Source organism: Paenibacillus sp. JT22N1, from assembly GCF_059692155.1.
The window spans coordinates 603,384-617,442 of record NZ_JCAUAW010000001.1 but is presented as its reverse complement, the minus strand read 5'-3'; the positions used below and the strand labels follow the sequence as shown (position 1 = coordinate 617,442).

Genomic DNA, 14,059 nt, shown 5'->3' with positions numbered 1-14,059 from the left:
GGACCTGGAGTATGATCACTCCAAATCCGGCTCTTACAACTTTTATTGAACATTTACATCATCAAAATACGTTGTGGTCGTATCTCCAGCCCAAAAATCTCCTATCCTTATCTTGCTGAAGCTAGTCACGCCAGTCGGTGATGCAACGAGTGTTCCATCGATATACATATCCACTTTAGTACCTGAAGTATAGTCAAACTTGAACTCATGCCAGCCTGTGCTTCTGGATATGGTTGTTGCCGTATGTGTACCGTCTACCCGATATGAGTAATGATCTGGATCTTGCGGGGTATAGACCTCTAATGCCCGACTATTTACACCGTCATCCACAAACGCTGAATTTCGCATGGTTCTAAAAGTGACATCGTCATAAAACCACATCGTAACCACTTTGTTGTAGCTAGTGTTGAATTGTTGATAGATGTTATCAATATCTTCATTGACCTTATAACTGTGGCCACCTGAATGGTTAATTACACTTAATGATGGAAAACCTGCTGCTGCCACCCAATTACTAAATCCACTTTCAAAGCCGTCAAACGAATATATGGTTTGGTAAACATTTGGATCAAGCACTAGCCCTGCATCATCGGCATAAGCTACCCCGTCTCCAGTAGAAGTTTTCTTGAAGTAAATGGTGGCGCTTGTATTCGCTGCCCCTGTCTTAAAATTGACCTTAACAAAGGTCCAGGTGGAACTGGTAGATGGGGTCGACACATCGGATCCACCATAGTTTTTGACACCTAACACGGCAGTTTCACCGGCGGGCGTTCTGAGCCAGCCTCCAGCAACATAATTCGTATTCGGTTGCAAGCCTGTAATCGTCTGAGCCACACCGTCAACCCCACCGCTCAGCTTTACTCCATAGAACTGTGAACGAGTTTGGCCTTGCGTTTCATTTTTACCCCAGTGATTCTCATTTACCAATACAGCATTTCCAGCGTCCGTTGTTGACCAGCCGGTAAGGTCCCCTAGCTCAAATCCCGCGTTCGTAGCCAAGTTCATATTAGGTGTATTAGGAGTAGAATAGGTCGGACTAGGCGGTGTCGTAAAATTGTGACCTGCTGTCCAATTGGTTCCTCCGTACTCATATGCACCAATATCAGGAGCACTGCCCACATAGCCATCTGTAATGCCAGGAATGACGATCCCTGCATCTTTGGCAGCTGAAGTAGAAAGCAACTGATAATCATGACCGGCTTCATTTACAAACCCCGGGGAGCTCGTGAGATTGTAGCCGTTAGTTTGATTCGCTGCAACTACTTCTGCTTCTAACCCTTTAATGATGTTGTTAAAGATCCGATCCCCGTACATATCCTTATTCCAAGCAGCAGTATTAGCATAAGTATTAATTGTAGTAGCACCGGTCCACACGGTATTATTGTAGATCAGGTTATAGCTCGAAGGCATGTTCAGCTGAATGCCGACGTTATTCCAAGTCACATTATGATGAATGATAAAATTGCTGGTGACATTATCCAGATAAATACCTAAACCTAAACTAGGAGACTTGGTATCATGTACCCAATTATGATGTATCTCCGTATTCCCTCCATCTGTATTGGCACCATAGATCATTGCCAGGTCAGTGCTTAGCCAGCCTGCATTATAAATGTCGTTATATTCGATCTCATTCGCGCTCATTCCGGCAGAGAAGGCAATGGTAGATCTGCCTGCATCACGCACGGTATTATGGCTAATCAAGCTTTTTTCCCCTTTAAGGTTCACTAGCCCGTCCCAATCCGGTATATACCCCGCGTCATGGATATTGTTGTTAATCACTTGGTTCGAGGTGCCTTTAACCGTAAGAAGGCTGCCGGAGCTATAGGCAAGCTCGCTGTCACGGATTACATTGTTGGTACCATCCAAGATGATTCCTAGGTTGATTTGTTCCTTGGCTGTTGTATTCAGCTTATTATGAGAAATATATGTACTAGTGATGCCTTGAAGCACACAGTTATTGGTCGAACCATCCATTTTAATTGTCGAAGCTATAGTCTGAATTCCTTTAACATCTACATAGCCTTTTCCCGATAGATCGAAGGCGTCCATTCTTTTTTTTGCTTCAACTGTTTGGCTTGACGGGGTTCCACCACCTGGTGCCCATAAGTAGAGCATAGAGTTGGCTGAATCATGCCACCACTCCTTCTCTACATCCAAAGCACCTTTTATCCCTGACAAATAAAATCTGTCACCCAATCCTGGAACGTAAGCAGATCCCGGATACCTTAAAGCATCAAATGTCAATGTATGCGTTGCTGCAACATAGTCAGTAATGGTTGAAGTCAAGGCAAGCCATCCAGTTCCGCTTGTCGTCCAAAGTGTGGCTCCGTTCCAGAAATCATCTCCTCCGGGAAGAACCGCATCTACGATATGTGTGGCATTAGAACCACTATCTGCAGTTGCTCGGGTCGGCTGCAGCAAAGTACCTGTTTGATTAGGCCAACGTGCTTCATCCATCATGGCACCATTCACAAACACTTGGTTACCTGCCCCTAAGGTCCAATTCATAGGAGCTTTATAAATATTTCCACTGTCCTGCGTCCACCCTGATATAACATCATTTCCACTTACGATAACGGGTTCACCCGAATAATTCTGGTAAGTAATCTTGTTTCCCGCAGTGCCAGAATTAGCTGGGGTAACTGTTTCACGATACGTCCCACCCCTCACATAGACCGTATCCCCAGCTTGCGCCGTGAGAGCAGCCTTTTGAATCGTTAGAAACGGGGTGCTTACCGATGTTCCATTATTGGAATCGCTTCCATTTGTTGCCACATAAAAAGTGGTTCCTGCGGCCTTCACTTCAGAGCTTGGGGCTGCTACAGACAATGGTGCAATAATTAAGGCACTCAACAACAATTTCGATAATCGACTCTTCCATCGATTTGTGTTCACTTTCATTTGTACTCACTCCTCTTTGATAATTTTGTGTTCAATTATCCAGATCAAAACAAACTTCTAGAGTCTTAAGCTACGTTTCTTATTCTTAACTATTGCCTCCTTTCCAGTAAGATCCATCTATATGCCTTCTTTAAGAAATATATTGGAGGGAACCGATGATACTGGATCCCCCCTACACCTTAGTCAGAACTTATTTCTGTGTCTTTCTCCATTCGTCGACTTGCTTTTGAATCTCAGCCAGCACTTTATCGTGACCAGCTGCTTTTCGTTTATCCATCATGGCCTTCATCATTTTATCTACATCATCAAGTCCATTTGAAAGAACAAGCGCGTATTCTGTCGTAATGGCATTCAATTGTGCGACCTCATTCTCAACATTTTTACGATCAAATGTGAATGTGATGGAAGGGTCAATCACAGCGGAATCATTCAGCTTCTTTGTTTGCTCCCAAATGTCATCCGGCTGGCCAGGCACGACAAAGCTATTAAATTCGTTACCGAACAACCAGCCTGGTAATGTATAAGCGTTAGGTTTGATTTCGATTCGATTTGCAGAAACCTTCGTATAATCTTGCCCCTCGATGCCATACTTCAGCAAATTGAACAACTCTTTATTCGTATCAATCAGGTTGATCAACATCATAGCGCGGTCAGGGTTTTTGGATGTTGTGCTAATTGCGTTCAATGTACTGATTACAGAAGCTTTCGTAATCAAAGGTGGACCTGAAGGGATATTCACAACATCGTATCCATAGAGTGCTTTAAGTTCTGGTTCGCTTCCTGGTTTTTGACGGTTGTATCGGCTGAATACTTTGCCTGCCTTGAATAAGGATAACTCATCCTTAATCGTAGCAACGTCTTGCGGGAAGAAGCCCTTCTGATACCATTCTCTCATCAACTTGAACTGAGATGCTAACTGCTCGGTTTGGTAGAATACTTTCCAAGTTTTCGTATCTAGTGCAAATCCTCCAACTTGTGCAAGAGAGACCTGTCCTTCAATCGTTGGAGTAGGCTCACCGAATGAAAGCGGAATTCCTTGTCTAATAGCGGAAACGCCTGGCTCACCATCTTTAATTGCCTGGAAGACCGGTGTCAGGTCATTCAACGACTTCACTTTGGTCAAGTCCAACTTATACTTATCGACAAGATCTTTCTTCAACCACATTCCTGGCTGGTCGGCCATGATTTGGTTGTTCGGAACCGCATACGTTTTCCCGTTGACCTTAAGTGCTTCCCAAATTTCTTTCTTGAACATGTTTTTCAAATCTGGGTACTTAGCCAACAAATCGTCTAGTGGAATATAAGCACCTTTATTGACGTTATTTAAATAGTTATTCACCCAGCCTGCAGTGAAAGAGATATCATATTCTTCCCCTGAAGACATGACTAGCTGCATCTTTTTCTCATAATCGCCTGGATTGATAAATTTGAATTCAACGGTTGCGTTGATTTTGCTTTTGATAATTTCGTTTGCTTTCTCCACAACAGAAGCATAGTTTTTAGGCTCTGCACTGCGCATATACCAAACTAGCTTTACAGGCTTTAATTCTGGTTTTTGGGTTACATCTGTTTTGGCAGTACTGGTGCTGCTACTCGGAGTTTCTGTCTTTGCTGAACAACCTGTTAATAGTGCCCCTACTGTTATAATTGAAGTCAAAACCACACTCATCTTACGTTTTCTACTATACATAAACAACCCTCCATGATTATCTATTTATTATAAAACTAGAATTTGAAATTCTAATCTTAATTCGTACTCAGGGCTAACCTTTTACCGAACCCACTGTTAAACCTTTGGCAAAGTACTTTTGAAAGAACGGAAAGACAAAAAGCATCGGTGCTATGGCTAGCATACACATGGCCATTCTCATGGATTCAGTCGGCAGTTGAGCTAACACTGTAGCATCGACCTGCCCGCCACTTGACATATTCCTCAAAATTTCTTGAATGTTACTCATCATAACCTGCAGTAAATATTGAAGAGGGTACAAGGTCTGATCATTGATAAATAGAAGTGCATTGAACCATGAATTCCAATAAACAAGCAATTGCATCAAACCTACTGTTGCTAAGACTGGTGTTGAAAGTGGAACAATCATCGTCACGTAAATTCTCATCTCACCAGCACCATCGATTTTGGCCGATTCAACTAGAGAATCTGGCAGCGCCTTGAAGAAAGTTCGCATCAGAAACATATACCAGATATTCCCCAATAAAGGAAGAATCAAAGCCAGATACGTATTCTGCAAATGGAGGAATTTCGTCATTAGAATATAGAATGGAACAATACCTCCACTGAATAATGTTGTAAAAAACAAGTAGAAGGTAATGAATCTACTGTATTTAAAATCCGACCTCGACAAGGCATAGGCACACATGGAGATCATAAGCACGGACAAAAGTGTTCCCACTACTGACGTGAACAAAGTAACTTTGTACGCGTTTACAATGGTTAACGGATTCTCGAATATGTAGCGGTAAGCTTGAAAATCAAGCTTAATCGGAATTAAGCGGTAACCGAAGCTCGCGATATCGTGTTCATTGGACAATGATATCGATATGATGGACCAAAGCGGTATAAGAAACAAAGCAGAAACAGCTATGAAAAACAAATGAATCGGCAGCATGGACAGCCGGTATGACCTGGCACGAACCATTCCCTCTCCTCCCCCTTTTATCTAAAATAACGAATTATCGGCATTTATTTTGCGAACTAAAGCGTTCGTTCCGAGAACAAGCAGTAACCCTAGAATTGATTTCGTCAGTCCGGCTGCGCTTGACATCCCAATATTGCCAGACTCCATTAATGCTCTGAAAATGTAGGTGTCGACAACGTCCGTCGAGCTGTAAATGGTCGGTGAATTCATAGGAAGCTGGTAGAACAAGCCAAAATCGGCAGTAAAGATATGACCTATCGCTAAGATCGTAAGAATCGTCATTAGTGGATACAGAAATGGTACAGAAATCTTGGTAAGTATTTGCCACTTGCTCGCTCCATCGATTTTGGCCGCCTCATAATAGGTAGGGTCAATGCCTAAGAGTCCGGCATAATAGATGATAGCGCCGATACCGATCTCTTTCCACATATTAGCGATTGGCATGATATAGATCCAAGGACCCGTCATATTGTACCAATCAACAGTTCCTAAACCGAGATCGGCTAACCATTGATTTAACATCCCTGATCTTGGATTTAGAAAAGCGTATGCCATGTAGGCAATCACTACCCACGATAAGAAATGAGGATAGAACATGATCGACTGATACACTTTGAGCATCTTCTTACTTGTTATCTCATACAAGAGTAAGGCTACAAAGATGGATCCCAGCAAATTCAGAACAATAAACGCTGAATTGTATCCAAGCGTATTACGAACAATTCGCCAAAGATCGGGAGACTCGAATAAAAACTTGAAATTACTTATGCCTACCCATTCGCTTCCTAAAATGCCTTTGTTGAACTGGTATCTTTTGAAAGCGACAATCGCACCAAACATAGGTAAATAACTGATAATAAATACATAAATCACGAGTGGTAAAGTCAAAGCAAGTAAAACTTTGTTTTTGCTAAAATCCTTCCACATTTCTCTGAGCTGCATAATTCGAATCACCTCCTTCTGGCATTTATCGTAACAGATGGAGTTTCGAGTAAGATAGATACAAAAACGAAGAAACGGTTTAAATAGGGGGTTTAAATTATGTGAATAAGTTCAATCTAGACTAAATCAATTCCAAATTCGTTGTATTTCAACTATAATAAATACCATACAACCAGATTATTTCACAAAGGGAGATTCGCATGAAGAAGAGATTTTTTTATACTGGCCAGTTATATTTCTATAGCATGTTTACCAAAATCACCTTTCTACTTACTTTGATCATGCTCGCTCTCTTATTGTTTCTTCATTTCAACTTTACGAACTACAGCATACGGCTCATCAATTCGTCTAATGAGAAATTGATGAACCAGATCTATCAGAATGCTCTGCAAATCAATAACTACGTGAGAACATACGCAACCTCCATATTTAATAACCCAAATACAGCGAAATTAATGTATGGCGAAGACATTCCCATTCTAGATGTGCGTAACAGCATGAATATCATCGATACCTCATTGGGAAGTGCGCCCTTTATTTATTCTGCCAATGTTTATAATGGAAGAACGAACACGTACTATACGATTGGACCGAATCCAGTTATTAGGAAAGATCAGTATTTCGATACGGAATTGGTTCAAATGTTTAAAGATCCGAAGGGTTTACTGCCGCTCACACCTACTCCCAGAAAAATTCCAATTTCAGAATTGGAGCCAATGAAGTTCGAAAATGTATTTTCCTACACATTGCCTGAATATTTTTCTGATAAAAGGTTGAAGAATGCGCTTGTCATCAATGTCCGAATGGATTGGATATTTAATACCCTGGCTTCCTATCAAGAAAACGATTCCTTAAACGGCAATAATATCTTGATCATCGATCATAACGGGAAAGTCATTGCGAATTCAGATCAAGAAAAAGACTTATTCTTAAGCAGCTTATCCGATGAACCTGTGGTTTCCCAATTATTAGCATCACCTAACAAATCAGGCGTTTTGAAAGCTGATTTTAAAGGCACTTCATCTATCATAACTTATATTTCTTACGAAACATCGCCATGGATTCTGGTAAATATTACACCTTACAAATATATTGCCGGAACCGTAAGCAAGCTGAAAGCGATTACAATATCAATAGGTCTGGTTATGCTCATAATCTGTCTCATTACGGGCTTTTTACTCTCCAAAAATCTCTATGATCCCGTACGAAATCTCAGAAAAACAATTGGACGTCTGAATAAAACACAGGTTCCGAATCGGGAGCATAACAATGAATTCGAATACATCACGGATTCCATTCAGACTACCCATTATCAGCTGACTTCTCTGGAGGATTTCCGAAAAACAAATCTCTTCACGTTGAAACAAAATTATTTGAATGATCTCCTCTTGAGTAAAAACGTGAAAGACGTAGATTATGCAGCGCTTTTCAAACAGCACAATGTACATTTTGATCCAAAAAGCAGTATCGCTCTTATTCTGTTTAAAACAGATCAATATGCAGCCTTTCATGCCAATTACAGCTCGAAAGACCAATCCTTATTGAAATACTCACTGCTTAATATTGCTAACGAAATCATAAATCCGTATTATCATTGCGAATCCATCGATGCGGGAAGTGATCACGTTGTTACCTTATTAAATATAGAGATATACAGCGAGGACGAACAGAGTTCCATGGCTCAAACCGAACATTTGACGAGTTTAGTACAAGAAATTCAGAATGTATATGCCAAATACTGCGCCATTAGTGTATCCGCCTTTATTAGCGAACCGGTTGCATCGATTATGGATGTTCGCGCCTTATATGAAACGACACTGGAGCTTTCCCATTATCGTATCAAATACGGTCATGCGTGCCTTTTAACACAACAATCTATAAATAAGGAAAAATGGTCCGATTTTAGTATCAATACAGCTGCGGTGCAGCATTTTCTAGATTGTATTCAGAAAGCCAAATTAGAAGAGGCCAAAGCAGCCTATTGGGATCTGATTCAGGAATTGACAGACTGCAGCTTCAATACCATCATGTTTACGTTATCTTATTTATCCTCAAGCATCTTTAATATGGTGAATCTTATGGAGAAAAATGGCACCATATCCTTTGGTCTAGATTTCGTTTCTTTTGATAATAAAATTAAATCTTTTGAAGTATTCGACCAGATTAATGCTGAATTTATTGCCCTTGTTGGAGCTATTGTAGGCAAAATCGAACAAAACCGTACCGAAAAATCGGATATTGTCGTTTCCAACGCCATGCGATTCATTGAAACGCACTATATGGACAGTTCCTTATCCTCCAGTATGGTAGCTGATCAATTTAAGCTAACTCCTGCCTATTTAGGAAAACTATTTCGTGAGTATTCTTCTCGATCTATCGCCGACTACATATCAGAAATCCGTCTAGTCAAAGCTTCAGAAATGCTCAAGGACTCCCCTTGGATTGTAGATGAGATTATCGAAAAAGTTGGTTGGGAAAACAAAAAGCATTTCTTCACTTTATTTAAAAAACGTTTTGGGACAACCCCCACGGAATATAGACTTAAATCAAGAGTAAGTGACATTCAGGAGATTTAGCAGTAGGTAGTAAAAAGAAGCGGCCTTTTCTCTTATTCGAGAAGGCCGCTTCTTCTATTGTACCTGTTGTGGAATTGGATCTGTTAATTCGTGTCTTATTTCCAGACGCCGGCGTATGGAATGTCCGCCGCAGAGGATAGCTGCAGATCGGATTCCTCCCATTGACCAGGCATTAGATAAATTCCCTCTTTTGTTTTCATGAATGCAGGCCGAGGACCGAAAGCGAAATGGTCCGGCAAGGTTCGTTCCCCGCCGACCCAGCTCATATCGCGTCCGAAACGCTCTTCATCTTTCCGGCCAAGGAGCTGATATACGTCCCGGCCAAAATAATCCGTGATCGTCCAATGCTGATCCCTCTCCATCCACATGCAGCCATTGCCGAGAAGTACCGATGTTCGACTGCCTGCTTCTTTATCGTTCAGATCGGTCCAAAATGTCTCATCCGCCCCATGACGCGCTACAAGATAGAGAAGATCATGCGTATGCCAAGCGGTCGATGGAGCGACATCTGCTTCATTGTCCCAGCCCGTCGCAGAAGCGAAGTAGCCTCGCGCATTTTGATAAGTGGCATAAGTACAGTCGGAACCCACTAAGTATTCGTTGAGTTCGGTATCTGGTACATGCCGGATATATTGATCCACCGCGTACAAGGTCATCCCCATTCCGGCTATAAGCATCGGCTCGTCCAGCTTCGCCCAAAGAATTCCTGATTTGTACCAGACCCGATGCATCCTTAGCCACCCTCTGCTGTCGTTCCAAACGCTTCTGACAACGTGCCGGCAAAGCGCCCCTGCATGCGTCATGTACCGCTCATCCCCAAACAATTCGTAAGCTAAAACGAGGGGGCCGATCAACAAACCGTAATATTCGCCGGGTTCTGTGCTAGTTTTGTCTTTATCATAACGGTAAGACGCCTCGCAATCCATGTCCGGTAGCCCCCGGAAGTGAAACTTCTCGATCATATAGTCCAATTGCTTCCTGAGTTCTTCGCGTCGCTCCTCGCCCCCGCCGAACGCTCGAAGATGCAGCAGTTTCCCCCAGATACGGGCATATTCTTGGTTGCTGATGGCTCTTCCCTGCTTGTACATAATGCCGAAAGGATATATTCTGTCGATCGCTTCGAAATTACGCTCCATCGCAGAACGGATTTCCGTCTTTATCTCGTCGCTCAGAAAGTCTTCCCCGTACTTCAAAGTAAGACCAAGAGAGACGTTGGCGATTCCATTATGGATTAAGCCGAATTTGGCGCTCTCCCCAATCTGGAAGCCGATATGGGCATATTGTCCGTCTGCCTGGAAGCTGGATGTCTGAAAGCGTATTAGTTGAAGAAGTTGATTCTCCAGCTCAGATTCTCGTCTCTCCTTAATAAGCATCGACAAAGCAGGCATCAACGGACTCCCCCATGTACTGTGGCTGCTGGTGAAATCCCCCCAACGATAAGGATTCGAGCCCCATACAGAATGATTATGAAATCCATGAATTGCACCGCTCGGCTGCACCCATGACAGCAGCCAATTAGCCAGTTTTCCAGCATGTGGACGTTTATTCATCGACTGTTGACTCCTTCATTAATTGATCTTCATAGCTAATACAGCTATTTTACAACAACCCGCTGTGACAAAGTTTAGCAGTATTTCACCGAAATGTTGTAATCGTGCACAAAACAGGACCCTATGCTAAAATATTGTTAGAAGAATTTTTATCGGAACCGGAGTTGTCCTACTTATGAAGCGACTTGAGAATGTCAGCCTCGCCTCTACGCCTTATCGGTTAAGCTACCGCCGTTATACGGATCGTGACTTTACCGGCTATTACCATTACCACCAAGGCATGGAATTCCTATACATCTACAACGGAAAGGGTCATATCACCGTTGGCAGACAGATAATTAAAGTGGAACCAGGTACTTTGTTTTTCTTCCAACCGTTCCAGCTTCATAGAATTCAAATGGACGTCTCTCCTCAGCACCCCTATGAAAGAACAATTATTTCATTTGAACCGACTATATTTGATCCTTATTTCGAAGCATTCCCTCATTTACGACAATATTACCGCCGATTGTGGCAGGATGCATTGCCGATCCAGATGCTTCAAGGATTAGCAGGGGAAAATGAACTATCGCGTATGTTTGAGCTGTTTCACAGGCGGTTATCGCAGATCAAAGGCAGCAACTACCTGCATGAATTCGCCCTTTTGACGGTTAGATTGCTGCATGCTCTTCAGGATATGGGATTTGGCGATACAATAATGGAGGAATCAGGCGAGGCTACAGAAGCAACGCGTCCTAAGCGTCATTCCGAATCTATTATGGCGTGGATTGAGGAGCATTATCATGAGACTTTCAATCTTTCACAATTAGCTGATGCGTTGCACTTGACAAAGACGTATATCTCACGTATTTTCCGCGAGGAAACCGGTAGCAGCCTGATGGAATATGTAACAGCCAGAAGAATTCGCCAGGCAAGCTGGTTGCTTCATGAAACCGATCTGCCAGTGGAGCACATTGGGGAAAAGGTCGGGTTCCCGAACTTCTCTTACTTCTGCCAAGTGTACAAAAAGCATATTGGCACTACACCTAACCAATCTCGCAAATAAAAAGGATTAGTTTCCGCCCATTAAAATGACATCAATATTCCCTGTCATATTGCTGCCAAGCGCACAAAAGGCTGTCCCAAAGTCATTTAGACTTTGGGACAGCCTTTTGATGTAGGATCAGACATAGGGAATGACGATTGTAAAGGTGGTTCCATGACCATTGGATGACACTCGGATGCTTCCCCCCATATCGTGAATAATTCGCTGGCACACGGATAACCCGAGTCCTGTTCCTGTAGCTTTGGTCGTAAAAAACGGATCGAAAATTTTATCGATGATAAACACTGGAATACCCGAACCTGTGTCATGAATACCTATGCAGACGTTTCGCTCAGCTGTGTCCACTTTCGCTGAGATCGTCATTACTCCTCCATTCGACATGGCTTCGATGGCATTTTTGCATACATTCAAGAATACTTGCTTGAGCAGTTCCTCATTCGCAATAACTTCTGGTAAGTGATCGGATGCCTCATATTGCTGATGCACATTATATAGAATTGCTTCATTATTGATAATCGGCAAAATCCCTCGCAGCACCTCAGAAATATCGGTGAGTCCATAGGAAACATGTTTAGGTTTGCTAAGCAACAGAAACTCATTCACCAGCTCGTTAATCCTATTAATTTCGTTGAGCATCAATTCGGTGTAGCTTTGCTCCTTGCTCATGCCCTGTACTTCAAAGGTGCGTCTAAGCACCTGAAGAAACCCTTTAATTGATGTCAACGGGTTACGAATCTCATGAGCGGTGCCCGCAGCAATCTGTCCGATCATCGCAAGTCGGTCGCTGCGTTGAACCATTTCCTCCAAAGAGCGCATATTGGTCACATCTTTGAAAATGATGTAGGCGCCTACCGTATTCCCTTGATTGTCTTTGAGCAAATTGGAATCGAGCAGCAGCTCAAAGCGTTCATGATTATTCGTCCACGAGACCGCATGGTTACGCACAACTATACCATTCAAAATGGTACGCTGAACTAATCGGTGTTCACAGGGAACTGCAGCAAACACCTCATCCAAGGACATGTTCAGAATCGGATCGCGTTCCAAACCAAGAATTTGGCATGCCATATCACTAATATCAACCAATGTGAAGTCCTTACTAATTAATATGACACCTAAATTAATATCCTTCAAAAAAACATCCGAAAAACGCTGCAGCAAATTTAAGTGTGAACATTCTGTCCGGTTCATCATGACAATTAAGTACACTAACTTCTCATCACGAATGAGTTTAACCATCGAAAATTGATATTGTATAATCTCGCCACTCTTGCTCACCATGAAACCATGGGGGCATTCTACTGAGCCCGACTCACCGCCAAAATATAATTCGTATAGCTCTTGAAGCGAAGTCTTCACCTTAAATAGCTGGGAGAACGGTATGCTCGAAATCTCCTCTGCCGAATAACCCGAAAATTTCAAAAATTGGCTTGTTGCAAGGATAACACGTTCCTCTTCATCCACAACGAGTATACTGCTGTGTATGCTTTGATTTAGCAGGGTTCGCACTTCTTCTATGGATACCATGTAATGTTGAGTGTCATGAATAGACAATTCAGCAGCACTCCTTCTCTATCAAACCATTTCGCCATCGCCGGGAAAATTAAACATCCACTCCAAGGTTCTTCAAATTATTGAAGCTGGTCGCCAAGCATTCAAATGGATCTCGGCCATAACAGTCGTCTTGTTCAACCGGGGCCCATTCAACACCAACTTGTTTACACGCCTCCAAAATTTGGGCGTAATTCATATTACCTTCACCAATCTCGGCAAATCGCTGTTCGCCATCACTCATCACTGCAAAATCTTTCAAGTGAACGAGTTTCATTCTTCCTTTCAATTTGTTTATCCATTGTATCGGGTCCGCTCCGCCAGATTGTACCCAGAAGAGATCAAGTAAGAATTCCACTGCTTCTGGGGCTGACTCCTCAATGAGGATTTCCAACCCGCTTTTCCCACCAAATTTTGCGAACTCAAAAGAATGGTTATGATAGAAGAATTGCAATCCTGCCTGTTTTAATTTTCTTCCAATTTCCGATGCTTCTTTTGCGAAAGTAACAAATCCTGCTTTGCTGCTGCGATTTACCAGCGGCATACCTCCTAATCCCACATATTTGCAATCCCAAATCTTATGCTTTTCAATAACAGCATCTAAGTTATCGGTTAAATCCGCGTATGGAATGTGGGTCGCACAGATTGTCAGTTGTTCCCGGTCTGCAATTTCTTTCAATTCCTTATTATCGATAGGACCTATACCTGAAACTTGAATGGCATTATAGCCGATTTGTTTAACCTTTCTAAGACTGATTGAGATATCCTCGGGAGTTTTCAAAAAATCCCTTAATGTATAGAGCTGTGCTGCTATTTTCATTTCATCACTCGCTT

At 42.4% G+C, this 14,059-nt stretch carries 9 protein-coding genes; 2 read left to right on the top strand and 7 right to left on the bottom strand.

Annotated features, from left to right (window positions below; all coding sequences use genetic code 11):
• Positions 1–42 precede the first annotated feature (42 nt).
• The 4 genes from AC58UU_RS02740 to AC58UU_RS02725 all read right to left on the bottom strand — a co-directional run bounded on the left by AC58UU_RS02740 (position 43) and on the right by AC58UU_RS02725 (position 6,503).
• Entirely contained in the window at positions 43–2,904 is a 2,862-nt protein-coding gene (locus tag AC58UU_RS02740) for a right-handed parallel beta-helix repeat-containing protein (protein WP_497312741.1), read from the bottom strand.
• A 190-nt stretch (positions 2,905–3,094) separates the two neighbouring features.
• Positions 3,095–4,594, bottom strand: coding sequence for an ABC transporter substrate-binding protein (locus AC58UU_RS02735; protein WP_497312739.1), 1,500 nt, complete (start codon positions 4,592–4,594; stop codon positions 3,095–3,097).
• Between the two features lie 73 nt (positions 4,595–4,667).
• On the bottom strand, positions 4,668–5,561 hold the full coding sequence (locus AC58UU_RS02730) for a carbohydrate ABC transporter permease (protein ID WP_497312738.1): 894 nt from the start codon (positions 5,559–5,561) through the stop codon (positions 4,668–4,670).
• 21 nt (positions 5,562–5,582) lie between these two features.
• Positions 5,583–6,503 carry an ABC transporter permease gene (locus AC58UU_RS02725; RefSeq protein ID WP_497312736.1) on the bottom strand — a complete coding sequence of 307 codons (921 nt, stop codon included), beginning with the start codon at positions 6,501–6,503 and terminating at the stop codon, positions 5,583–5,585.
• A 200-nt stretch (positions 6,504–6,703) separates the two neighbouring features.
• Here AC58UU_RS02725 and AC58UU_RS02720 point away from each other — a divergent pair, with 200 nt between their 5' ends.
• On the top strand, positions 6,704–9,079 hold the full coding sequence (locus AC58UU_RS02720) for an AraC family transcriptional regulator (RefSeq protein WP_497312733.1): 2,376 nt from the start codon (positions 6,704–6,706) through the stop codon (positions 9,077–9,079).
• Positions 9,080–9,174: 95 nt separating this feature from the next.
• On the opposite strand, the gene AC58UU_RS02715 is transcribed toward AC58UU_RS02720, so the two are convergent.
• Positions 9,175–10,629, bottom strand: a complete 1,455-nt coding sequence (locus tag AC58UU_RS02715; RefSeq protein ID WP_497312731.1) for a hypothetical protein — start codon at positions 10,627–10,629, stop codon at positions 9,175–9,177.
• Between the two features lie 175 nt (positions 10,630–10,804).
• Between AC58UU_RS02715 and AC58UU_RS02710 the strand changes: the two genes are divergently transcribed.
• Positions 10,805–11,674, top strand: coding sequence for a helix-turn-helix domain-containing protein (locus AC58UU_RS02710; RefSeq protein ID WP_497312729.1), 870 nt, complete (start codon positions 10,805–10,807; stop codon positions 11,672–11,674).
• A 117-nt stretch (positions 11,675–11,791) separates the two neighbouring features.
• On the opposite strand, the gene AC58UU_RS02705 is transcribed toward AC58UU_RS02710, so the two are convergent.
• Both AC58UU_RS02705 and AC58UU_RS02700 read right to left on the bottom strand, forming a co-directional pair.
• On the bottom strand, positions 11,792–13,228 hold the full coding sequence (locus tag AC58UU_RS02705) for an ATP-binding protein (protein ID WP_497312727.1): 1,437 nt from the start codon (positions 13,226–13,228) through the stop codon (positions 11,792–11,794).
• 49 nt (positions 13,229–13,277) lie between these two features.
• Positions 13,278–14,045 carry a sugar phosphate isomerase/epimerase family protein gene (locus AC58UU_RS02700; RefSeq protein WP_497312725.1) on the bottom strand — a complete coding sequence of 256 codons (768 nt, stop codon included), beginning with the start codon at positions 14,043–14,045 and terminating at the stop codon, positions 13,278–13,280.
• Positions 14,046–14,059: the final 14 nt, after the last annotated feature.

What these genes read in the sequence shown, in the direction of transcription:
- AC58UU_RS02740 (WP_497312741.1), bottom strand. Translation starts at nt 2,904, where the DNA reads ATGAAAGTGAACACAAATCGATGGAAGAGTCGATTATCGAAATTGTTG.
- AC58UU_RS02735 (WP_497312739.1), bottom strand. Translation starts at nt 4,594, where the DNA reads ATGTATAGTAGAAAACGTAAGATGAGTGTGGTTTTGACTTCAATTATA.
- AC58UU_RS02715 (WP_497312731.1), bottom strand. Translation starts at nt 10,629, where the DNA reads ATGAATAAACGTCCACATGCTGGAAAACTGGCTAATTGGCTGCTGTCA.
- AC58UU_RS02710 (WP_497312729.1), top strand. Translation starts at nt 10,805, where the DNA reads ATGAAGCGACTTGAGAATGTCAGCCTCGCCTCTACGCCTTATCGGTTA.
- AC58UU_RS02720 (WP_497312733.1), top strand. Translation starts at nt 6,704, where the DNA reads ATGAAGAAGAGATTTTTTTATACTGGCCAGTTATATTTCTATAGCATG.
- AC58UU_RS02730 (WP_497312738.1), bottom strand. Translation starts at nt 5,561, where the DNA reads ATGGTTCGTGCCAGGTCATACCGGCTGTCCATGCTGCCGATTCATTTG.
- AC58UU_RS02700 (WP_497312725.1), bottom strand. Translation starts at nt 14,045, where the DNA reads ATGAAAATAGCAGCACAGCTCTATACATTAAGGGATTTTTTGAAAACT.
- AC58UU_RS02725 (WP_497312736.1), bottom strand. Translation starts at nt 6,503, where the DNA reads ATGCAGCTCAGAGAAATGTGGAAGGATTTTAGCAAAAACAAAGTTTTA.